Below are 22,664 nucleotides of genomic sequence, written 5' to 3' on the forward strand. Positions count from 1 at the left end.
CCTGCCCGATGTCTCCCCGCCCGCGGTGCTCGTCCCTGTGCAGACCCCGAGGTCGGGTTCCGTCGCGAACGAGACCGCTTCGATCGCGGCGAAGACCGTCTTGGGTTGATCTTCCAGGATGCAGGAAAGTCCGGACCCCGCTTCGGTGCGGCGGCGCTCTCGGCAATTCCGGCCTCTTCCCATGCGGACGGGGTCCCCGGCATTGGTGGCTGCGTCGAGATAAAGGCGCACTCCGGTTTGAGCTGGCTCGATACGTCGACCAGAACCACGCCTGCGGTCTTTTCCGGGAACAGTCGGGCGAACGTCAGGGCATAGAGTGCGCCGAGAGAACGGGCGACCAAGACAACCGGCGTGGAGATGTTCAAGTCGGCGAGTATCGCGGCCTAAACCGCGCCCGGCGCGGTATACGATGTTTTGTAAATATTCGGTCTACCCCTACCCATCAGAATCAACGGGTAAGCACTTCGCGGAAGCGTCGGTCCAGCGGGTAAATCCATATGTCCTTGATGGGTTCGCTTTGTTTTCCGGCCTGGCCGAGTTTTCCGCGGCCTTTGGTTTGTCCCAAGCAGGTCCAGTTGGCGGCCTTGTAGCAGGTGCCGCGGAAGCCAACCGATGTCGCGATCGCGCGGAGCGCACATCCAAGCTGCGGCACCGAAGCCGAGCGCGGCGACGGGCTGCTCGGCGGCGTAGACCAGATAGCGCAGCTGCGCCCCCGGCAGGAGGGTGTGACCGAGATAATGGTAGCGCTCGATGAGTTCGTTCCACAGCCGTGATTGGGCTTTGTGCTGCACGCGCGACCAGGTCAGTGGTTTGAGCTCGGCGGCCGGTTGCTCGAGGCGCGGTTGCAGATCGCTGAGCGCGCTGAGGCGCACGCGGGCATCGGGCCGGCGGTTGCGCGGCGGCGGCAGCGTGATGAGCCCGTCGTTGTGCATCCGCAGCATGGCCACCCGGGCGGACATGTCCTTCAAGCCGCCGTTGGCGGTGTGCCAGGCGAGCGCTTGGCAGGTGAAGCGCGACAGCGCTGCGCGGCTGCGGGTCGGGTCCTCGGCGATGAGTGCGCGAATCAGCGCGATCTCCTCGGGTTGGAAGTCGCGCCCGCAGTAGCGATGACTCATGAGCTGTCGATGCCGGTCGGTGGTGCGGCGGGTCGGCACAGTTCGGCACGGCGCGCGGCATCCATCGACCAGGGCAGGAACTCCGCCAGCGCGCTCGGAGCTTGTCCGCCGGCCTCGGCGCAGGCGTTGAGATAAGCGGTAAGCCAGGCACGGGGATTAATCCCCCACAGCGCCAGGGTCTGCAGGATGGAGAACAGCGTCGCGGCGAGCTGCGCGCTCCACAGACTACCCGAACCGTAATAATTCTTGCGCCCGATGACCGGCGTGCGGATCGTCTCCTCGGCACGGTTATTATCCATCGGCACCTCGGGATGCGCGACAAAGACCGTCAGCCCCGACCAATGGTTAAGCAGACTGGTGAGCACCTGCTGGCACCTGGCGCGGGCGACCTTCGGCAGGGTCGCGTCGGTGTCGTCCTGCGCCAACAGCCGTTCGGCCTCGGCGTGCAGGTCCGCCAGCGCCGCCTGCAAGGCCGCCTGCGCGTGCTCGAACGCCGCGCATTGCTGCGCCAAGGGGCGATCGGGATCCCGGTGCGCCAGACGCTGTTGGTTGAGATGGTAGAGCATGCCGATACGCGCTTTGAAGTCCAGCGCCCAAGGTTCCAACGCGGGCAGCGCGCGCCCCGCCTCCAGGACGTCGCGGCGCACGTGCGCCCAGCAGAACGCCAGCACGATGTTCTCGGCCAGGCGCGCGAGCTTTTTGTAGGCGCTGTAGCGATCGCAGACGATGATGGCGCGCTCGCCCTGCAAGCCGGCGAAATGCGCGCCGGGCACCGCTGCGCTGCGGCTCGGATCGATGCAGTAGAACACCACCGAGGCCGAGCGCGTCAGCCACGGAGACCAGCGCGTTCCGACCTTGCCCTCCAGATCGACGAACACCTCCCGGCGCGTCTCGTCGTTGTTGAATAGCGTCTCGCTCATCTGCTTGCAGTACAGCGCCTCGAGCACCGGCTCGAACAACCCGGTGAGACGCTGCAGGCCACCGGCGAGCGTGCCGGGGGAGACCGGCAAGCCTTGATCGGCGAGGTCTTGGAGCAACCGGTTGCTCGGTTGGCCGTAGCGGTATTTGCCCAGCAGCATCTCGACCCAAAAGCTCACGCCGAAAGGGCTGCGTGCGATCAGACGCTGTGGCGGCGGTGCGCTGATCACGGCCGGGGTGTTCTCACAGACAGCAGCAACCGGGATCGCGGGTGTAGGCACACCGGGTGATGCGCCGCGTATAGGCGCGCACCTGCACCTCGATCACCACGCTTTGCTCGTCCAGCGCCGGCGTGCGCCGATAGGGCAAACCGCATTGCGGATACGCGCTCTGCCCATCGGCCGGAGCGTGCTGTTCGGCGACCACGGGCAGCGTCGGGCGCGGGGTCCAGCCATGCCCCGCACAGCCCGGCTGCTGGCCGCGCTTGCGCTGGGGCGCGTCGTCGCCGTCGCCTCGGTCCTTCTCCGAGGGCAGCGGAGCGTGCTTCTCGCTCTTCTTGCCGAACAGCCGCTGCCGGAGGTCTTTGATGGTGGCGTCCTTGAGCGCGAGTTCCTGCTTCAGCTCCTCGATTTGGGTCTTTGCGCGAGCATGCTGCGTTTCCCAGTAGCTGGCCCACGCCCGCAGCTCGATCTGCTCCTGCTTGCTGATCGTCACCCATTCCCGAGCGAAACGCGGCCCCTTGCCGTCAGCCGTGCCGAGGCCTGGATGCGGTCGCTCCGCAGATGGATCGAGACGTCTCGCGCCTTCCATGGCACACGTTGTACGTGATTTCTACGTCTGTGTCCCTTACTTTCTCTGCGTCCCGGAAGGCGTGACCGAATGCTTACACGCGCGGCACCTGTCGTGATCCGGTGCGTTCAGCACCTCTTCCATCCGTCTGTGGAGTTGCCGGCCTGGCCCGACGACGACCGGCTTTCCAAGATTGTCTTCATCACCTGCGACGTCGCGCGGCAGACCATCGAGAGAAAAGCCTCGGCGCCTTGCTCGATGTCTGGCAGAAGTCTGGAACGGCCCCATTGGCGCCGATATGAACGCGGTCTCGGACCAGGGAGGTGCGACGGCTGCGCGGATGGCGTGAACATCCCGAGAGCCAGCCACGACGATCGCCGGTCGCGATGGGCGTGCTCGGGCGCCTCGGCGTATCGCCAGCGTGTCCGGTCCCATTCGCGGATCTGGACGGCCGAGGGTTGGGGTCGATCGTGCACCGCCCTTGTCCGCCCGGATGACTCGGGGGACATACACGAACCAAGGTGCGTAGGCTAAGATGATCGATATGACATGGAACGACGAAACCCAGATCCTCGAACGGTTCGCGGACATCCGCGAACCCGATCCGAGTTGCCGGAACCTCAGTCGAATTGATGTCCAGGCGAGGATCGGCGCAGGCTTACTCGATGCTCTTCCCGAGCATTCTCGCCTTGCCGTTTGGGTTATCGATCTCGCCGCTCGGCAATTGTGCTTGGGGACCGGCGCGAGACAGCTCTTGGGGCTTCCCGCCGCGCACCGCATCAGCCTGGCGGACTGGGTCAACGTTTATCGGCCGGATGCACGCTCGCGCATCGTTGCTGCCTTTCGAACCGCAATCGAGTGCGGCGAGGGCTTCGATGTGTCGGGTCGACTCCACGCGCCTGTCGGTCGCGTCGAATCCATCAGAATCCTTGCGTTGCCGGTAACGGAGCAGGCAGCAACGAGCGCGTTGGTCGGAATCGTCCACTGCGATACGGATCATGTGCTGGCCGGCGCGGCGCTGGAGTCGACACGCCGAATCCTCGAGAACGCCGAGCGCTTGGCTAATCTGGGTGCGTGGGACTGGGACCTTGCCGCGGGGCGCTTGAGCGTCTCCGAGCATTGGATGCGGATCCACGGGACCGTCAACCCGACGCCGACCGTCGACGAGCTGGTCGCGTCCTGCGCGTACCAGGAGGATATCCCGAAGATCAGCCGTGCCATGGAACGCGTACTCGCCGGTCTCGGGGATTACGAGATCGAGCATCGCATCGTCCGCGCCGACGGCGGCGTTCGCTGGGTGCTGGCTCGCGGTGAGTTGCAGCGCGACGCGGCCGGATTGCCGACGCGGGTTCGCGGCGTGGCATGGGATGTGACCGAGCGCAAGGCGTTGGACCAGCATCTTCGCGACAACGAGGAGCGGCTTCGCCTAACCCTCGAGGCGACCAACGACGGCCTCTGGGATTGGGACGTGCCGAGCGGACGCATGACGGTCAACGGTCGGTATTTCCGCATGCTGGGATACCCTCCGGATGCCTTCGAGCCCGGGTATGCCGCATGGCTCAAGCGAATCCATCCGGATGACCTCAAGCACACGCGCGAGCGTGTCCTCGCCGAGATCGCCAAGGACGATGCCTTCGCCTTCCAGTACCGCATGCGCACGCGATCCGGTGCCTGGCTCTGGATCCTCACCCGCGGCAAGGTCGTAGAGCGGGATCCGGACGGAAACCCGTGTCGAGTCGTGGGGACGCACACCGATGTCGATCACCACAAACGGGCGGTGATCGCCTTGCGCGAGGGCGAGCGCAACTATCGGGAGATCTTCAACGCGACGGACGACGGAGTCGCCATTCAGGATCCGGTGACCGCGCGCTTTTTGGATGCGAATGATGCCTTCGTCGCCCTGTACGGCTACCGGACGCGCTCCGAGTTCCTTGATCGGCAGTTCGATGAGCTGATTCCGAACGAGCCCCCTTTCGACGTGGCCGTTGCACTCGAGTATCTGAGCAAGGCCTACGCCGGAACGCCTCAGCGGTTCGAATGGTTGGCGATGAAGCTGGGCGGGGAGCACTTTTGGGTGGAGGTGTCGCTGAGGCGTACCAGCATCGGCGGCACTCCACGCATCCTTGCCGTGGTGCGGGACATCACGCAGCGGCGCGAGCGCGAGCGACAACTGCGTCTTGCGGCACAGATCCTCGAGAGTACGGCCGAAGGCGTGATGTTGACCGATGCGGATCTGCGCATCCGGTCGGTGAACCGAGCCTTCACCGAGATCACCGGTTACACCTCGGAGGAGGCGCTCGGTCGAACACCGGCACTCCTGCACTCCGGGCGTCACGGCGCCGACTTCTATGACGCGCTGTCGACGCGGCTGAAGGAGACCGGACACTGGCGCGGCGAGATTTGGAACCGCCGCAAGAGCGGCGCCATCTATCCCGAGCTTCTGACGATCACCGCGATTCGCGAAACCGGAGGAGCCGTTTCGCACTATGTCGGGGTCTTCAGCGACATCAGCGACATGAAGAAGGTCGAGGAGGACCTCGACTATCTTGCGCACCATGATCCGCTGACGCATCTCTCGAACCGCAACCTATTTCGCTCGCGCTTGGAGCATGGCCTGCAGCGCGCCCGACGGGACCGTCGTCAGCTCGCCATTTTGTTCCTCGATCTTCAGCGCTTCAAGCAGATCAACGATTCGCTTGGTCATCAGGTGGGCGACGCCGTTCTCATCGGTGTTGCCAACAGCTTGAGCGCGCAGGTACGGGCCTCGGACACGATTGCACGGTTGGGCGGCGACGAGTTCGTGATCATCATGGAAGATCTCGCCGATCCGCAGGATGCCGCAGCCGGGGCGCGAAAGCTCCTCGGGACCTTTACAAAGCCCTTGTCGGTGGACGCGCATGCGATCTACGTCACGGCCTGTATCGGCATCGCGGTCTTTCCCCGCGACGGCGACGACGGCGATGGGCTTCTAAGGCATGCGGACATGGCCTTGAATCAAGCGGAGTTGCAGGGCGTCAACCAGTACGCCTTCTACACCGATGACATGGATCGGCGGATGATCGAGCGTCAGACCCTTGAGACGGCGCTGCGCTCGGCGCTGGATCGGCGTGAGATCAGCGTCGCGTATCAGGTGCAAGTGACCCTTGCCGACGAGGCTCTCTGCGGGATCGAGGCGCTCCTGCGTTGGGAGAGCCCGGAGCTCGGCTCGGTATCTCCGGAGCGCTTCATCCCGCTCGCCGAGGAGATCGGCCTGATCGGCGAGCTCGGCGAGCTGGCGTTTCGGCTCGCCTGCAATCAGCTCTCGGAATGGGATCGGGTGGGCTTCCGCGTGCCCCGGATGTCCGTGAATCTCTCCATCCACGAGCTGGAGCAGGGCGGACTCGTCGAGAGGATCGGACGCGTGCTCGATCGCACCGGCATCGATCCGTCCCGCATCGAGCTCGAGGTCACCGAGTCTGTTCTCATGTCGCAGACCGGCGATGCGCTTGCGGCACTGAATGCCCTCAGAGACATGGGGCTGCGCCTCGCGATCGACGACTTCGGCACAGGCTATTCCTCGCTCGCCTATCTCAAGCGCTTGCCCGTTCAGCGTCTCAAGATCGACCGAAGCTTCGTCAAGGATCTGGGCCGTGACCTCAACGACGAGTCGATCGTCCGTGCCATCATCGGGCTAGGCCGCAGTTTCGGAATCGCCGTGCTTGCCGAGGGTGTCGAAACCCGCAAGCAGGCGGCGTTCCTCGGCCGTGAAGGCTGTCAGGAGGCGCAGGGTTACCTCTTCGATAGACCCATGGGTGCCGCGGCACTGGCGAAGCGGTGGTCGACGCCGGGCGGGCTTCGGTCTCGCTGACCGGTCTGATTCTGTGGGGAGAGTGACCGACGATCGGGATCGCTTTGGAGGTGTTCGTTTGACCCGCAACTCATGGCCATCCGCCTCCGTGTGCCCGCATCGGTTTTGTGAGGGTAGACGCAACGTCGTCTGGGCCTCTTGCCAGCCTTGACCGGCTTCGCCACCAATCGGCATCGCGCAATCAGGCGCTCGACGGTGTGCTTGGCCCTGGAGATCATACGCAGCTTGAGCAGACACGCAATTCCCCTGCTCGTCCGCCAGCAATTTCCGCCGTGTACACCCGGAATCGATCGAGGCCGGCGTGCACGCGAGAGGAGAGCATTCAGGCATAGCGCGCCTCTCGCCGCCGGGCGGCGCTATTGGATCTGATCGATCAGAAACGCCAGCATCATCAGGTGCATGAGCACGGTGCTGAGATGCTGTTTGCCGTGACCGAAGTTGTGCTCGAAGTGATCGCCTTGGTCTCGAGGGTATTGAAGGTCTCGTTTTCGATCTTCCAGCGTGCGCGGGCTCCTCGCATCAGGGTCATCAGGTTGCTGTCCTCGACGAGGAGATCGGTCACCCAAGAGAAGTGGGTGATGCTGCCGTCGGGGGCGTGTTCCCGGTACTCGAGGAAATTCATCTCGAGGTCGAAGTTGGCGTGGTTCAACGGCACGCCGTTGAGGTCACGGAAGCGGTGGCGGAACCCCTTCTCCTCGTCGAAGCTCGCCTCGGCGGTGTGCGCGCTGGCCGCTACCCAATCGAACAAGAACGCATGATCGCTCGGCTTGGCGCCGAGAATAAACGGTAGATCAAGCGCTTGCAGATGGCGAATGTGCGGACCGTTGGAGGCCAGCGCATCTTCCACGACGATCAGCTTCAGGTGCGGGTGCTCGCGGCGCAGATCCGTGAGCAGGCGCTTGGCGGCGTTGCTCTCCCAGTCGTTTTTCCTCGCCCCGTCGGGCTTGAGGATCGGCTCGGGGACGAGCGGGAAGACCTCCGCGCAGTCCGGATGCACCAGCACCGCGCCGAGCATCTGGTGATAGTAGGTGGTGGTGCCGTTGCGATGGTGCTTCTCGGCGCACTGCGCGCAGTGGATCGTCTGCGAGGAGAAGTAGCCCGTACCGTCGATCGAGATCAGGTCGTGGCCGTCGAGGTAGGCAAACCCCTCCAGCCCCTTGGCGCGCTGCAGCTGAGCGAACAAGGTCTTGCACAGCGGGCGCAGGTGGCTCGGATCCAGCTCATCGAGGCGCTCGCGAAAGCGCGTGTCGCTCGAGGCGTGCTCCACGCCGTAGCGTCAGGCGGGAGGTCATGCCCACCAGGGCATTGCCCTTGGTGATGCGTTTCTCGGGTGTTTAGCGCGTCGAGTCGGAAACCATTCCAAAAACGACCGCTTTTGAGACATACACGATCTGGCGTAAGCTGCCCGGCCGCATCCGGCAATCTCTGAGACTACAACGGCTTCGGGATCGGCGACGTAGGCGTCCGTCCCTTGGCCCTTTGGTGCCCCTCGCCGGACCTAACGCGACAGTCCGAAATGCGCGTGCAGAAGCCGTCGGGGTTCCCAGGTCGAGATCCCGACTTCGCGATAGCCGATCTGTTGCGGCAGGTCCCGACGCATCGCCTTTTCACGGAAAAGCAAGGCACACGACGCTCATCCAGCAATTCTAAATTTGCCGCCGTTGTCCGGGCGATCGACGCTTGGGCGGCGGCCTCGCGGGCTGCAGGGCCTCCAGCATGAAGTCGAAGAGGTGATCCCAGGAGGTAAAGGGCATGTACAAGGTGAGCGCGCGCAGATGTTCGAAGAAGGTGCGCCGCGAGGGCAGGTTCCGGCGGATTGCGCGATAGCGTTGGTCGAGCAGATCGAGCACGCTGTGGGTGAGGAAGGCCAGCAGCATCAGGCTTGCCAGCAGCGAGGACAGGTGCTGTTTGCCGTGGCTGTAGTTGTGCTCGAAGTTGTAGCCCTTGGTCTTGAGGGTATTGTTGTTCTCGTTCTCGATCTTCCAGCGGCTGCGCCCGTCGGCGACGAGTTCGACGACGTTCTCCCGGGTGACCGGCACGGAGCTGGCCCAGGCGTTGCGGTAGAGCACATTGCCCGCGGCATCGGTGGTCGTCAGCTCGCACCAACCGACCTTCAGGGCATCATCACCGTCGCGCAGCGGCAGATCATTGAGCCAGCGATAGGTCTCGGTGAGGCGCTGCTTGCCCGTCCAGCATGTGTTCACCAGGGTCGGCACCGCGCCGATGCGCTCGAAGTCCGCAACCCATTCATACAGCAGCGTGTGCGACGGTGGCAGGCAGACGAACAAAAACGCACAGCCCAGCGCGAGCACCTGCTCGCAGAACGGCTGATGACAGTACAGATCGTCGCCCAGCATTGTGGTGCGCCACGGCGCGATACGTGCACCCCACTGCAGCAGCCACCGCGTTGCAGCATTGAGCTCGCAGTCCTGCTTGGCCTGCCCGTCTTGCGGGCGCACGAATGCCGGTGGCAAGGTAAAGACCTGCGCTTGCCCCGGGGCGACGATCACCGGTGTGACGGCAACATGGTAATACTGAGTCTTGCCGTTACTCAGCGTGCGCGTCGAGCAGTGCTCGCAGTGGATCGACTCGGAACAGTGGTACTGAGTCCCGTCGAGCGCAATCAGCAGGCGTGCGTCGACGCCGCGGTGCGATGCCAAGGCGCCGTGCCGATGCAGCGCCTCGATGAGTTCGAAGAACACCGGCGCGAGATGATCCGCCGAGACCGGGTCGAGCAGATTGCCGATCTGCTGCGTGCTCGGGATCTGATGCACGCCGAACAGCGAGCTGGCGTTGTTCTCCCCGTGCTCTTTCTGCATGCGCCGCTGGTAATCCAGAAACGACGGACTCTGCAGGAAAAACGCCGAGAAGGCACTCAGCGCAGCGTCGCCGATGGAATAAGACTGGTTGTTGCCGCCCTTACGGTGATCAGGCAAATCAAACAAGGCCTCGCGAATCCGCTTCACCAAGCCGGTGACCGAGAACACGTCCGGCGCAGGATCACTCTGGGCAACGGCAGGCTTGAGGACCAAAGGACTCTCCAGTAGCTTCTTAGGAGTCCCTCATAACATAATGGTCTTAAATTTAGAACTGCTGACGCTCATCGAGGCGGCGAGCGTCGTCCCTGACGAGAGTCAGGCACTGCCGCGCAGTCGTCCGACAGCACTGTTCCGCGGCGCTCGATCTGCGACCATACCCCTCAAGCCCCATATCGCCGACGTCACGCCATGCCGACCCGCCGCCCCCATCCGTTGCGCGTCCTCCTCGTACCGCTCCTGCTCTCGGCCGCCCTGCTCGGCACAGGGTGCGAGGAGTCCCCCACGGGCCGCAAACAGATCGCGCTGGTGCCGGATGCGCAGATGACCGCGCTCGGCGAGCAAGGCTTTGCAGAGCTGCTGCGGAGCCTGCCGCTGAACGACGATCCCGACGTGCGCGCCTATGTCGGCTGCGTCGCCGAGGCGTTGGTGGATGCCCTGCCGCAGCCGCACGGGCGTTGGTCCATCGCCGTCTTCGACGACCCGACGCCCAATGCCTTCGCGCTGCCCGGCGGGAAGATCGGCGTGCATATCGGCATGCTGCAGGTCGCCCGCACGCCCGACCAGCTCGCCGCCGTCATCGCCCACGAGATCGCGCACGTGCTGGCGGACCACTCCAACGAGCGCTTGACCCAGGAGCTCGCTGTCCAGGGCGGGCTGATGCTGGTGGATCTCTTCGCCGAGGAGCCGGGAAGTCTCAAGCACGAGGTGCTGCGCGGAGCGCTGGGCATCGGCGCCGAGTACGGGCTGCTGCTGCCCTACAGCCGCACCCACGAGCGCGAGGCCGACCGCATCGGCCGCGATCTAATGGCGCAGGCCGGATTCAATCCGCGTGCCAGTGTCATGCTCTGGCGCAACATGGCCGCCGCCGGCGGGGGCCAGCCGTTGGCCTTCCTCTCGACCCATCCCACCCACGACACGCGCATGAACGAGCTGGCCGAGGGCATGGACCAGGCCGTCGTGGTCTACCGACAAGCCCGCGCCGCCGGGCGTACGCCCGCGTGCGCGCTGCCGTGAGCCGGCTTCGCCCTGCCTGTGCTTGACCGGAACTCAGCGCCACTCTAGCCTCGCATGTGCGGTCCACCGGAGCGGTTTGACCCGCCACGTCGCAACGACAGGATCCGCGTGCTCAAGAGGCGTCCGAAGCATGTGCAGGCTCAGGATCCTATTCGCCATCATGGCCGCCGCCCTGATCACGGGCTGCTTGGACACTGACCGACCGCTCGCGCTCGGGACCCTGGAACGGGATCGCGTCGCACTCACCGCCACCGTCGCGCAACTGGTCGTCGATTTGCCTGTAGCCGAGGGCTCGCCGGTGACCAAAGGCACCCTCTTGGTCCAGCTCTCGGACCGCCAGCAGCGCGCGGAGGTCGAACGCGCCAAGGCGCAGGTCGCCCGGAGCAAGTCGCACCTGCAGCAATTGCGCAACGGCCCTCGCCCCCAGCACATCGCGGCGGCCAGGGCGCAGGTGGCCGGGCGCGAGGCGGATCTGCGCGAGGCCGAGATCACCGCCGAGCGCAATCAGGAGCTGATCGTCCGAAAGGCAGTCAGCCAAGCCGAGGTCGATCGGACACTGGCGCTGCGCGATGCCGCCCGCGCGCGGCTGGACGAGGCCAAGCAGAACCTCGACGAATTGCTCGCGGGCACGCGCCCCGAGCTGATCGCCCAAGCCGAGGCCGAGCTGAGTGCGGACGAAGCCGCGTTGTCCTATCAAGAAGCATTGCTGGCGGATCTGAGCATCGTCGCCACCCGCGACGGTGTGCTCGACAGCCTGCCCTGGAACCTCGGCGAACGCGTCACCGCCGGCAGCCCCGTGGCGATCATCCTCGCCGGCAAGGCGCCCTATGCCCGGGTGTACGTCCCCGAGCCCTATCGCGTCAAGATCAACAAGGGCGATACGCTCAAGGTGCACGTCGACGGACTCGATCGCACCTTTGACGGCACCGTGCGCTGGATCAGCTCCGACCCGGCCTTCACCCCCTACTACGCCCTGAATGCCAGCGACCGCGCCCGGCTTATGTACCTGGCGCAGGTGGAGCTTCCGGACAGCGCCGCGGAGCTTCCGAACGGCGTGCCTGCACAGGTCGAGATGCCGTGATCGAGCCGGTCATCGAGGCGTGCGGTCTGACACGCCGGTTCGGCGACCTGATTGCCGTCGACGCACTGGATCTGACGGTCGATCCACGCACCATCTATGGCTTCCTCGGCCCCAACGGCTGCGGCAAGACCACCACCGTGCGCATGCTGACCGGACTGCTGACGCCTTCCGCCGGCACGGTGACGGTACTCGGCCATCAGCTCCCGCGTGACGCCGAGCGGCTCAAGCGCCGGATCGGCTACATGACCCAGAAGTTCTCGCTCTACGATGACCTCACGGTCGTGGAGAACCTCGGTTTCGTCGCCGAGATCTATGGGCTCGGGCATCGCGCGGCACGCCGGCGGATCTCCGCATTGATCTCGACCTATGCGCTGGAGCCGATGCGCAGCCGGCGCGCCGGGCGCATGAGCGGCGGCCAGCGGCAGCGCCTGGCACTGGCCGCAGCGACCATTCATGAACCCGCGTTGCTCTTCCTCGACGAGCCGACCTCGGCCGTCGACCCGCAGAACCGTCGCGATTTCTGGGAACGGCTGTTCGACCTGGTCGACGCCGGCGCCACCATCCTGGTCTCGACCCACTACATGGACGAGGCCGAACGCTGTCATCGGCTCGCGATCATGGAGTCCGGCCACAAACGCGCCGATGGCTCGCCCGCTGAGCTGATGGCCGGCATGGGTGCCCTGGTGGTCGAGGTCCAAGCGCCCAACCTGCGCGCACTCAAGCAGCAACTGTCGGCACTACCGGAGGTCATCTCGGCCGCGCAGCTCGGCAGCCGACTGCGCGTGTTGGTGTCGGATCACGTCACTGACCCGGTCGCTTGGCTCCGGACCCAACCCTTGCAGCCGACGCCCACGATGCTGGAGCCGGTGCGTCCAAGTCTGGAAGACGTCTTCGTCATCAGCACCGGGAGCCATGTCGAGAGCCATCCAGCATGAGCGCAGTGCTGCAATCGGCCCGGCGCATCCTCGCGATTCTGTCCAAGGAGCTCGCCCAGCTGCGACGGGACCGCAGCACCCTGGGCATGGTGATTATGATCCCGCTGATTCAGCTGATGCTGTTCGGCTATGCAATCAACACCAATGTCCGCAACATCCCCGCCGTGCTGGTGGATCAGGCCAACACTGGCCTCAGCCGGGTACTGTCGCAGACGATCGAGGCGACCCGGGTGGTGCGTTTCACCGAACGCACGCTCGACATCACCGCTGCGCAAGACGCGATCGTCGAGGGCCGGGTGCGCGCCGCATTCATCATCCCGCCGGATCTGAGCCAGCGCGTGGCCCGCAGCGGCAGCGTCGGCGCCGGGTTGGCGACCCCGCCCTCGACCGATGAGCAGACCAGCCGGCCGGTTGCGCAATGGGTCGTCGACGGCTCGGACACCATGATCGCGGGTGCCATCAAGGGCCTGGGAGCGATGCCTCTCACCGAGCTGCTGCGGAAGCCCGCCAACCGCACGACGCCGACATTCGCTGTGGCACTCTTCTTCAACCCCGAGCAGCGCACCGCGATCAATATCGTGCCCGGCCTGGTCGCCGTGATTCTGACCATGACCATGGTGATGTTTACCTCGGCGGCGATCGTGCGGGAGCGCGAGCGCGGCAATATGGAGATGCTGATCAACACCCCGGTGCGTCCGCTCGAGCTGATGCTGGGCAAGATCATTCCTTACATCGGGATCGGTCTGGTGCAGACCACGATCATCCTGCTTCTTGGCCACCTGATCTTCGGCGTGCCGTTGCATGGCTCGCTCTTCGCACTGGCGGCCGCGACGCTCGCCTTTATCGGCGCCAGTCTCGCTCTCGGGCTGGTGTTGTCGACCATCGCAAGTAATCAACTGCAGGCGATGCAGATGACCGTCTTCATCCTGTTGCCGTCGATCCTGCTGTCGGGCTTCATGTTCCCTTACGAGGGCATGCCGGTACCGGCCCAATACATCGCCGAGGTACTGCCGGCGACCCACTTCATGCGCGCGATACGCGCAGTGATGCTGCGCGATGCCGGTCTGATGCAGATCGCCGGTGATACCCTCTGGCTGCTCGGCCTTATGTTGGTTGGGCTGCTCATCGCTTCGCTGCGATTCAAGAAGCGGTTGGATTGAGGTGTCGGCGACACCCCCGCACTGCACCACGAAAGCTCACGCCACCTAACGCGGCACCCCGCGATGCAGCCGATCCACCCAGTCCCGGAACCACGGCGGACGCGCGAGCAGAACGTACGCGAGCAGCAGTGCTGCAAGCGGGACTGCGAAGGCCGCGGTGTCTACGACGACGATGAGCAGGGCCAGAACCAGACGGTGGGCGAGACGCATGACGACCTCGGGGTTGGCAATGTTCACGACGCGGGCGGGCTTGCGGCCGGCGGTTTCGCGTCGCCCGGTGCCCTGTACGACTCGCCTGCCCCGTCACACCGCTTTCGCGGACGACGACGGGCCGACCGCGGCGAAGCCCTCGTGGAACGCGACAGTGGCCTGGGGCAGCGTCCCGTCGAAGGACAGTGCGAAGAAGACCTCGGGCGGAACGCCCTCGAGGACGAGCTGCGGGCAGTTCTCGAACCCGAACCTTCGGTAGTACTCCGGATGCCCCACCAGGCAGCAGCCGCGCGCCTGCATGCCCTTGAGCCGCGACAAGCCTTCAACGCACCAGGGCTTGGCCGATGCCCCGTCGCTGAACCTGCGGCAAGACCGACACCGGGCCGAGTCCGTACCAATCCCCTGTGCCGTCAGACAGGGTGACGGGCGAGAACGCGATGTGGCCGACGACACGGCCATCGACCACCGCGACGAGCGAGAGGGCGAGGGTCTCGGCGGCGCGGAGCGCGTCGATGATGAGGTGTTCGGTCTGGTTGCTGATCTCCAGGTCGCGAAACGCCGCGATCGTCACCTCGGCGATCGCGGCGATATCGTCGCTTGCCTCGTTCCTGATCTCGATGTCCGACGTCATGATCGCGTTCTCCGCTGCTCGGAACCCACCGGACTTCGTCCTACGCCAGCGCCCGCGATCTGGCTTACGCGTTCGGTGGCGTCGCTTTGGTGGATGTGGTCGGCGGGGGGAATGCCTAAGTCTCGCAGTATCCGGTCACGGTCTTGGGTTGTCGATTCGGGATGGCATCCTTTGCGGCTCACGCTCTTCTGCACCACCGTGATTCTGTAGATTGCCGGGGCGCGGACCGCCCGGCCGCCGGCACTCGCCATTGCGGCAAGGTCGATCGGGGCCGAACGGCTGAGCTGATCGCTGGAGCGATTGGTCGAGGGGAGGAGCCGTCTCCCATCAACCGGAAGCGAGTGACTCTTCGATCCTGTTTGCGGACACAGCATTTGCTATGCTGAAGAGGGAAACGCCCAACAAAAAGGTTCTAAGCGACATCGATTCGCGGTGTCAGTTATTCCAACTTCAACGGCCGCTCGGTTTATTGTGGCTGAAGGACATCAACAGGCATCTCGGGTTCGCCCGCGGTCCGGCAGAGCCCGGCGAGTGGGTCCCGCTGGACCGTGGCGCCCCCAAATCCGTCGTGAGTTTTCCATCAAGCTAGGGGCTCTCCCGGAATTCAGGGAAAGCGCTAAAATATTTAAAAACATGACGTTGTAGTCATTTTGACCGAACACGTTGGTTGAAAATATCGCTGGACGCACCCCGTCCAAGCCATTTTTAAGCGGTTGTTTTTCATTGATCAGCGCGCGAAAACCCGATAACCGCACAGATCGAGGTACACCCTCTGGTAGAGCCGGCGCAGGTTGCTCAAGCCATAGCACCGCCGTTTTAATACTTTGATCTTGTTGTTGAGACCTTCGACGAAACCGCTCGTGTGTCGTTCGGTAAAATAATTGGTGATCTCGTCCCAATGACGGCGCAACGTTTTCAGGAAGGATTGAAAACACGTCATCTCGGCGTTCTTGACCCGTCGCATCCAGCCACTGAGTTTGCGCTTGGCCTGACCTTTGGACAGGGGCATGTCGTAGACCTCGGTGAGGGCTTGGCTGAGGGCATGAGCTTGCGCGAGTTGCGGGGAATAGGCGAACAACCGGGCGCGGATCCGCCGTTCCTCGGCGCTCAAGTCGGATTCGCGCTTGCGCAGGATCCAATGGACGTTCTTGAGCCCGCCGTACTCGGTTTTCGACAGGTCGCGCTTGAGCCGGCGCAGTTCTGTCTTGCGCAACGTCTCCACGGCGTCGCGATACAAACGCGCGACATGGAAGCGATCGGCGCAGATGGCGACGTGCGTGCCGAAGACGGCCTTGGCCGCACCGATGAAGCCGCTGTACAGGTCGGTGCACACGACGCGAACGGTGCGCCGCAAGGATTTTGGGATCGTGCGCAAAAACGCCTCGATGGTCGCGCGCTTACGGTCCTTGAGCACGGCGAGGATGCTCAGGGTGTCCTCGACCCTGGCGCTGACGATCACCACGAAATTGCCGTGGCCTTTGGTCAAGGCGATCTCGTCGAGCCCGAGCACGGGCAGCGCCGTGAGCGTCGTCCAGTCGATCTGGCTCGGGACGCACCGATCGAGAATACCGTCGAGGTGCTCCGGGGTGACGGCCTCCTTGTGCGCGACGTCTTCCAGGGTGCTGTTGATCAGGGCGCGCATCAGGCTGTGTTCGAACGCACGGGTGAAGCCGCTGCGCGGGTCGTACCAGTCCACCCGTTGGGTGGTGGTGGGATGATCCCGGCAATCGGGGCAGCGATACCGTTTGGGACGAATGAGAATTTCGGTGCGATGCTCGAAGATCGACAGATGGCGCAACCGCCGTTCTTCACCGAGTCCATGCGGCTCAGTGATGCGTCGGCCGCAGCTCCGGCACTGCGTGCCCTCCTCGGTGCTGTGCACATGAATTTCCAGCACAGCGGCGTCCGTGATCTCGACGCGGTCGATGGCGATCTGCGGCAGTCCGAGCAGGCGCAGGAGTTGGCTCTGGTCAATCATCGGTTTTCCATTGAGTTAAAAGCGTTCGAATGGAAGTTTACCAAGATTGGCTGCGTAGAACACTGATTTTACTAAACTTGGCGTTCCCTGAGATCCGGGAGAGCCAAGCTAGGGTTCCTTGACGAACAACTTTCTGCGCGCGTGAGTCAAATTTAGGTCGGTTCAAGTTTGGCCTGCTCGAAAAGGTCATCAAGGGCCAGTTGCAACCGGCCCATGGCAGTGGCGATGGGCCGGTTGGGCGCCTTCGGGCATCCGTCGAACAATTGGGACAACCCCGGTCGCAGGATGCGGCTGTGGACCTTGGTGAAGAACAGGGCCACGCGCAGTCCCGCATCGGTGACCCGGTAGCTGTGGCTGTGCGGGATTCGTTCGATGAGGCCATGCAGGCGCAGTCGGCGCAGATCATAGGTCATGCGTCCGGGCGAGTAGGCCGCGAGCGGCAACCCCAATGCCTCGGCCATCCAGGTGCGCATCCGCGCATGGCGGAAGCCCTCGGGCAGGGTGAGAAACAGACATAGGGCGGTGAACAGGGCCAACACCCGCGGATCGTCCAGGTGCAGCCTCGGGGCGCGTTGCCCGCCGACCACCTGCGGTTCCTTGAAGTACTGCTTGATCTTGGAGGCTTTATAGCTGACATGCAGCGAAGGGGTGACCCCTTGGGTGATGACGCGGGTGTGAAAGCTCCCCGGCGTGCGTTTGGTGATCCTCCGACTGAAGATCAGGCTGACCTTCTCGGGCCGTCCCAAGTCGAGGTTCTCGCGGATGACCTCCTCGAACAGATGGCGTCCGGACAGCGGCCGGTCGAACACCTGCGTGCGGGCGAACTCCGCCTGCAGGATGGAGAGTTGAAACGTGTAGCCGGCGGCATGGTCTTCCGCCGTGAAGGGATCCGGCAGCCGTCCCAACCACTTGGCCACCAGTGCGGCGATCGTCTCCTCGTTCAGGTCATCGAGGATGCGTTGCGCACGGGCCGGATCGGCGCAGGCGAGCAGCCCGTTGTCCAGGGCCTCGAAGGCAATGCCCTCCTTGGCCAACTGGCGTTTGACGTACTCATGACCGTTGAGGCAGATCCGTGCGGTGTAGGGAAAGTAGGAGCAGAACGTGATGAACAGGGGGCCGAAGTTCGCATCCACCAGATAGAAGTAGAAATGGTTGCACATCACCGTCCCGCGCGTGAACCAGGGGTAGGGCTGGCCGGTGTGGGTGCTGATCTTCTTGATCATGCGGAAACTGGCAAACCGTTCTTGAGCTTTGCCGATGTACAGGACACCCTCCGCTTGAGCGAAGTCGCCGAGACGCTCGCGGGTGACGTCGTCTTTGCGCTGTCCCCTGGCGAAGGTCACGATCTCCACGCCCTCGCGTTGCGCAAACCCTTCGATCGCGTTGACGAAGGCGCGGCTGATCGGGGCCATCAGCACCGTGGAAGCGACCTTGGCACCGCGATGGACCTTGAAGAAGTTGGCCACCCCGCCGCCGGTCTGCAGCCGCGGTTGATACAGGTTGAGATACAGCCGGTCGATTCCTTCGAGATCCAGCGTGACCCGATCGTTCAGCAACTCACCGACGGTTTGGACTAACATGATGGCAGGCCCCGGTTGGCATCTTGGCCACGCGCCACACGCCGCTCCGTGCGGCTACTACCGGAAGTTTAGCCTTCCGTGGATCAACCGGGGCCGCCCGACACCGCATGTCACCCCATGACTCGTCGGTCTGAGGCGAAGCCTCGCTAGCCGGTAATCACAGAGAGAACATCAAGACCACAGATCCCTGACGTCGGCCGCCCCGCCCACCCTGCGGCCCGAGCGATCATCCTTAGATCCATCTTGGCGCCAAGTCCAATCCCGGCGCGCCGAAGCGCCAATTGAACCGCTTACTTCATTTGGAGACGTTACATGCCAACCTCTGTGCTGCGCTTGCGAACCGTGCTCGAGCGCACCGGCTACAGCCGTTCCGTAGTGTATGCCCGCATCGCCGCCGGACTGTTTCCACGTCCGATCGCGCTCGGCGCACGCGCGGCCGCCTGGCCCGAGCATGACATCGAAGCGGTACTCGCCGCGCTGATCCGCGCCGCCACCGAGGACGAGCTGCGCACCCTGGTCTCGGGCATCCATGCGCAACGATCGACCTTCGGTCTCGGTGCGGATGAGCGCGCGACCGCCGTCACGCAGGCCGCAGGCGCGATGCCGGCTCCTGCGTCACGTCGAGCAGGCTGACCTTTGCAGGCCCGGCGATCCCGGAGCGGAGCAGCACTGGGACCGCGCGATGAAAGCTTTCGGAATGATGCTGCAGAAGCAAGTGGTGTAATGAAGACGAGAGGCCCAGGAACAGGTCAGGCTCGGCGCCGCTCTCCGCTCTTGCCCGACTTTACGGCAGCGAAACCGACGGCACTCGCCGAAGGATCCGTCGAGACCGGCACACAGGCCGGGGATAGGGTTTCGGCGCCGCCTTCGGATCCGTCATCGAAGGAGGAACGAGAGCAACCGGGGCTGAAACGCTGCACGTTTCATCCGGAGTTTCGCGTGCCGCTCGCGATTGCGTCCGGGGGCATCCGGCCGCCGGACGGACGCGCTACTGAATTATAACCTGACACAAACCCGGTCCACTCCATCGGCCCCGCCGGACGCGACTCGACGGGGCGATCTGCCGGGTTCGACAAGATCCGCAAATGGCTCGACGCCGTGACGGATGCGCTTCGTAGGTTAGGTTCGCCGCCCCCTCTGCTGTGCCCTCTGGGACAGGCAAAGGGCTCGCGGCGACGCCTACCGAGGCCGCTCGGTTTCGCTCCGCTCGCCTTTCTCCCAGCCAGCATCCACGGCAGCCCGAGAGCATGCCCAGGGAGGCAAAGGCACAGCTCGACGCCATTCCCGGACCGCAACCCAGATACTTGAACCGAACACGCGGAATGCCCCTCGCGGACGCGCTCGCCGACTTGACCGAGCCAAGCGCCGACACGGCGGCGCCGGTTGATTTCGGGCATACAACTGCGAGAGTAGCAATACCGCCGCTGCAGACCCAGAGGGTCCCAAAGCGGCACCCCGGACGTTGGAACAGCAAATCCCGAGACCGGCGCACGGAAACGGTTCGCGGCCGCCCCAGACATTAGGGTCGAGGCCGGGGCACAGCGACCGCGGGAACACGAGACCCGTTACGGCAGTGTCCCGAGCGATGGGGCAAATATTGCCATCATGCAGGCGTCAGGCGAAGATGAGACGTGTCCGTGTTCCGAGCGCCCTATGAAAGGATCTACAGATCGGAAGTTTCGGTTGGGGGCAATTTTGGGGGCAAAACGCTTTTTGAGGGGCTCTTAGATTTTTAATGTATTGTTTTTATTTAGATCTTTCTTTTAATGTGGCGGAGAGGGAGTCTGCCTGAAACGTGTATCACGCCGTCGCACCTCGTCGCTCCTTGCACTATTTTTCCTTTATTATCGGTATCTTGGCAGTTTTTTCCCGTTCCTCTTGCCTCATTTTGTCGCCCCGCGTATCATCCAATCGCATCACTTATGGCGGGTAGGATGGTGGGTACATTGGCGGGTAGCAAGGCGCTGCTCAAGTCTTGGCCTGTGCCGGTACACCTCGCAACATCCCCGTGCTCGCTGGCGTTTGGACACAACGGAGAACAGTCCATGCCCAAGAAGGCGAAGGAAATGTCGGCGCTCGAAGTTGGACGACTCAAGACACCGGGGACCCATGCGGTCGGTGGAGTAGCGGGTCTCCTCCTTCAGGTTGTGCCGACTGGTGCACGGTCCTGGATCTTGCGTACGAAGGTCGGCGAGAAGCGTCGTGAGATCGGGCTTGGCGCCTTTCCGGATGTGACGCTCGCTCAAGCGCGTGAAAAAGCCCGAGAGGCTCGGCAAGCCATTGCCGAAGGCCGAGACCCTGTTGCAGAGAAAGCAGCGGCACGCAGCGCACTCATCGCAGCCAGGGGTCTTGAAACAACCTTCGACGAGGCGGCACGCAAGTTCATCGCATCGAAGTCCTCGGAGTGGAGAAACCCCAAGCACGCGGCGCAGTGGCAGGCAACGTTGCAGAAGTACGCCAGCCCGTTCATCGGCAGCCTTCAGGTGCGCGATGTGTCGCTCGGACACATCACCAAGATTCTGGAGCCCATCTGGACCACGAAAACGGAAACGGCGAGCCGCCTCCGAGGCCGCATCGAGAGTGTTTTGGATTGGGCCACCGTTCACGGGTACCGGGAGGGCGAGAATCCAGCCCGCTGGAAAGGCCACTTGGACAAGATCTTGGCCAAACCCGGCAACGTCAAGAAGGTCAAGCACCATTCCGCCCTTCCCTTTAGGGAGGTCGGCACATTCATCGCGGACCTACGGAAACGTAAGGGCAACGCGGCGCGGGCTCTCGAAGTCCTGATATTGACCGCGTGTCGCAGCAACGAGGTCAGAGGCGCGACCTGGTCCGAGGTCGACTTACAGAACAAACTCTGGACGATTCCCGATACCAGGATGAAGGCGAAGAAGGAACATCGGATTCCGCTCTCCGATCGCGTGATCGAGATCCTCAAGGCCCTTCCGCGCGTGGTCGGCAACGACTTGGTGTTTCCGGCCCCGCGCGGGGGCGTTCTCTCCGATATGACCTTGGGTGCGGTGTTGAAGCGGATGGGTCGCGCTGATGTCACCGCGCACGGTTTCCGCAGTACGTTTCGGGATTGGGCCGGTGAAACGACAGCGTATCCGCAAGAAGTCCTCGAGCATGCTCTGGCGCATCAACTCAAGGACAAGGCTGAAGCCGCTTACGCCCGAGGTACCCTGTTCAATAAGCGGCGAGGTCTGATGAACGATTGGGCGACCTATTGCGGGACGGTCGGCGCGCCTCGGGGCGAGAACGCCTCGCCCTCCGACCTTCAAGCGTAGCTTCCCGCTCTCAGCACATCGCCCCAATCCACTCCCCTCGCGCTCTCCGGGATCGCTATCTCGGGTAGGCGCACCTCGGCGGCGAGACCGTGTGCCGACATTCGGTCGGCCAGGATCCGTGCGGAACGCTCGCCCGTTCCGGAACGGTCGCGGTCTGCCCAGACGGTCAGGGCCTCGACGTCCGGGGGAGGCTCGAAGCGCTCCAGCATGCCCGCGCTGGTCGCGGCCCAGGTGGGCTCGCCTGTCATCAGGATAACCGCCAGTGCGGTCTCGATACCTTCGGTGATACCGAGCTCTGCGCCCGCTTTCTCCAAGCGGATGGCACTCCCCGCCAGACGCAGATCCTCCGGGTACGCCATCAGTTTGCGTGGTGCGGCGACCGGGGCCTTTCTGCCGTCCTCGGTCAGATAGGTACGGTGGAGCGTGATCAGCTCGCCGGTCGGGCTCGTCACCGGCGCAATCATGGCCGGATAGCGCCCGATCCGGCGTCCGCTCTCCCAGTAGGGTAAGCCCGGATGGAATCGTAACGTACGAACGGCGAGCCCCTCGCGGTGCAGGCTCCGGCCGGCCAGATACCGCCGCAAGGGCTCAGCGCTTGGATCGTCCGGGTCCAGGGTCTCTACCCAGACCTTCTCGATGGCAGCGCGGCGCCAAGCGCTTGAAGCCATGCGGTCAGGCTTGGAGCGCCTCGGGACCGGCAGAGAAGGTCCGCAGTCGAGGTTGGAACGCGGCAGTGTTGCGGCGACGGCCCGAAGTGCATCGCTGAAGCGCCAGCCGTTCATCCACATAAGCAGCGCGAAGCCATCCGAGAAGGCTCCGCAGGTGTTGCAGATGCCGCCGCCGGTTTCTCTCGCATCGCGGAAGAGTCTGAAGCCATCCCGACCGCCGTGAACGGGGCACGCGACATGCCGACCGAGACGCTCAAGCGCCTGTTCCAAGGCCGGAGCCAGCTCTGCGAGGACGTGGATCCAGTGTCCTCGGGCGTGCCGACGGACGGCGTGGACATCCGTCCAGCCCGCCGCGTCGCGGACGCACCAGTCCCGAGCGTCCTCCAGCCGGAGGATGATGATGAGGATCATGA

General features: G+C 64.0%; 18 protein-coding genes and 1 pseudogene. 8 read left to right on the forward strand and 11 right to left on the reverse strand.

Translation table 11 applies throughout. The annotated features are described in order from the left end of the window. Positions 1 to 383: 383 nt before the first annotated feature. Genes BDD21_RS22290 through BDD21_RS22300 form a run of 3 tightly spaced genes read right to left on the reverse strand, consistent with a single transcriptional unit; the run spans position 384 to position 2,747 of the window. Positions 384 to 1,115 (reverse strand): Druantia anti-phage system protein DruA, encoded by a 732-nt coding sequence (locus BDD21_RS22290; protein WP_211335129.1) that lies wholly within the window; start codon positions 1,113 to 1,115, stop codon positions 384 to 386. Beyond that, positions 1,112 to 2,263, reverse strand: coding sequence for an IS66 family transposase (gene tnpC, locus BDD21_RS22295; protein WP_170164860.1), 1,152 nt, complete (start codon positions 2,261 to 2,263; stop codon positions 1,112 to 1,114). The genes BDD21_RS22290 and tnpC overlap by 4 nt, the downstream gene beginning before the upstream one ends. 13 nt (positions 2,264 to 2,276) lie before the next feature. Beyond that, positions 2,277 to 2,747, reverse strand: coding sequence for a hypothetical protein (locus BDD21_RS22300; protein WP_147431186.1), 471 nt, complete (start codon positions 2,745 to 2,747; stop codon positions 2,277 to 2,279). 165 nt (positions 2,748 to 2,912) lie between these two features. Between BDD21_RS22300 and BDD21_RS22305 the strand changes: the two genes are divergently transcribed. Then, positions 2,913 to 3,356, forward strand: coding sequence for a CobW C-terminal domain-containing protein (locus tag BDD21_RS22305; RefSeq protein WP_120799040.1), 444 nt, complete (start codon positions 2,913 to 2,915; stop codon positions 3,354 to 3,356). A 1-nt stretch (position 3,357) separates the two neighbouring features. After that, positions 3,358 to 6,669: an EAL domain-containing protein gene (locus tag BDD21_RS22310; protein ID WP_120799041.1), complete on the forward strand. Its 3,312-nt coding sequence runs from the start codon at positions 3,358 to 3,360 to the stop codon at positions 6,667 to 6,669. A gap of 391 nt (positions 6,670 to 7,060) precedes the next feature. On the opposite strand, the gene BDD21_RS22315 is transcribed toward BDD21_RS22310, so the two are convergent. Further along, the gene (locus tag BDD21_RS22315) at positions 7,061 to 7,936 is read right to left on the reverse strand and encodes a hypothetical protein (RefSeq protein ID WP_120799042.1); all 876 of its coding nucleotides are present in this window, start codon (positions 7,934 to 7,936) and stop codon (positions 7,061 to 7,063) included. A gap of 493 nt (positions 7,937 to 8,429) precedes the next feature. Further along, a pseudogene (locus tag BDD21_RS22320) lies at positions 8,430 to 9,638 on the reverse strand (ISNCY family transposase); the annotation flags it as partial. A 258-nt stretch (positions 9,639 to 9,896) separates the two neighbouring features. Between BDD21_RS22320 and BDD21_RS22325 the strand changes: the two are divergent. The 4 genes from BDD21_RS22325 to BDD21_RS22340 all read left to right on the forward strand — a co-directional run bounded on the left by BDD21_RS22325 (position 9,897) and on the right by BDD21_RS22340 (position 13,897). Beyond that, a complete protein-coding gene (locus BDD21_RS22325; protein ID WP_120799043.1) occupies positions 9,897 to 10,721 on the forward strand; it encodes a M48 family metallopeptidase in 825 nt (274 codons plus the stop codon). Between the two features lie 130 nt (positions 10,722 to 10,851). Continuing rightward, the gene (locus tag BDD21_RS22330; RefSeq protein WP_120799044.1) at positions 10,852 to 11,802 is read left to right on the forward strand and encodes an HlyD family secretion protein; all 951 of its coding nucleotides are present in this window, start codon (positions 10,852 to 10,854) and stop codon (positions 11,800 to 11,802) included. Beyond that, entirely contained in the window at positions 11,799 to 12,737 is a 939-nt protein-coding gene (locus BDD21_RS22335; RefSeq protein ID WP_120799045.1) for an ABC transporter ATP-binding protein, read from the forward strand. The genes BDD21_RS22330 and BDD21_RS22335 overlap by 4 nt, the downstream gene beginning before the upstream one ends. Beyond that, a complete protein-coding gene (locus tag BDD21_RS22340; protein WP_120799046.1) occupies positions 12,734 to 13,897 on the forward strand; it encodes an ABC transporter permease in 1,164 nt (387 codons plus the stop codon). Before BDD21_RS22335 ends, BDD21_RS22340 begins: the two co-directional genes overlap by 4 nt. Before the next feature lie 45 nt (positions 13,898 to 13,942). Here the strand turns inward: BDD21_RS22340 and BDD21_RS27585 are convergent, their stop codons facing one another. The 5 genes from BDD21_RS27585 to BDD21_RS22355 all read right to left on the reverse strand — a co-directional run bounded on the left by BDD21_RS27585 (position 13,943) and on the right by BDD21_RS22355 (position 18,296). Next, on the reverse strand, positions 13,943 to 14,134 hold the full coding sequence (locus BDD21_RS27585) for a hypothetical protein (RefSeq protein ID WP_147431187.1): 192 nt from the start codon (positions 14,132 to 14,134) through the stop codon (positions 13,943 to 13,945). A gap of 66 nt (positions 14,135 to 14,200) precedes the next feature. Next, positions 14,201 to 14,425, reverse strand: a complete 225-nt coding sequence (locus BDD21_RS28840; protein ID WP_245969748.1) for a hypothetical protein — start codon at positions 14,423 to 14,425, stop codon at positions 14,201 to 14,203. Between the two features lie 4 nt (positions 14,426 to 14,429). Then, entirely contained in the window at positions 14,430 to 14,738 is a 309-nt protein-coding gene (locus tag BDD21_RS28845; RefSeq protein ID WP_245969749.1) for a GNAT family N-acetyltransferase, read from the reverse strand. A 727-nt stretch (positions 14,739 to 15,465) separates the two neighbouring features. After that, entirely contained in the window at positions 15,466 to 16,716 is a 1,251-nt protein-coding gene (locus tag BDD21_RS22350; protein ID WP_120795416.1) for an ISL3 family transposase, read from the reverse strand. A gap of 152 nt (positions 16,717 to 16,868) precedes the next feature. After that, positions 16,869 to 18,296 (reverse strand): hypothetical protein, encoded by a 1,428-nt coding sequence (locus BDD21_RS22355; protein WP_120799047.1) that lies wholly within the window; start codon positions 18,294 to 18,296, stop codon positions 16,869 to 16,871. Between the two features lie 312 nt (positions 18,297 to 18,608). On the opposite strand from BDD21_RS22355, the gene BDD21_RS22360 reads away from it, so the two are divergent. Both BDD21_RS22360 and BDD21_RS22365 read left to right on the forward strand, forming a co-directional pair. Then, positions 18,609 to 18,929, forward strand: coding sequence for a helix-turn-helix transcriptional regulator (locus BDD21_RS22360; protein ID WP_120799048.1), 321 nt, complete (start codon positions 18,609 to 18,611; stop codon positions 18,927 to 18,929). 1,412 nt (positions 18,930 to 20,341) lie between these two features. Continuing rightward, entirely contained in the window at positions 20,342 to 21,583 is a 1,242-nt protein-coding gene (locus tag BDD21_RS22365) for a tyrosine-type recombinase/integrase (protein WP_211335130.1), read from the forward strand. Here the strand turns inward: BDD21_RS22365 and BDD21_RS22370 are convergent. After that, positions 21,574 to 22,662, reverse strand: coding sequence for a DUF7146 domain-containing protein (locus BDD21_RS22370; RefSeq protein ID WP_120799049.1), 1,089 nt, complete (start codon positions 22,660 to 22,662; stop codon positions 21,574 to 21,576). The two genes, BDD21_RS22365 and BDD21_RS22370, sit on opposite strands and share 10 nt — an antisense overlap. Positions 22,663 to 22,664 lie beyond the last annotated feature (2 nt).

Origin of the sequence: Thiocapsa rosea, from assembly GCF_003634315.1 — a bacterium.
Classification (GTDB): Bacteria; Pseudomonadota; Gammaproteobacteria; order Chromatiales; family Chromatiaceae; genus Thiocapsa; species Thiocapsa rosea.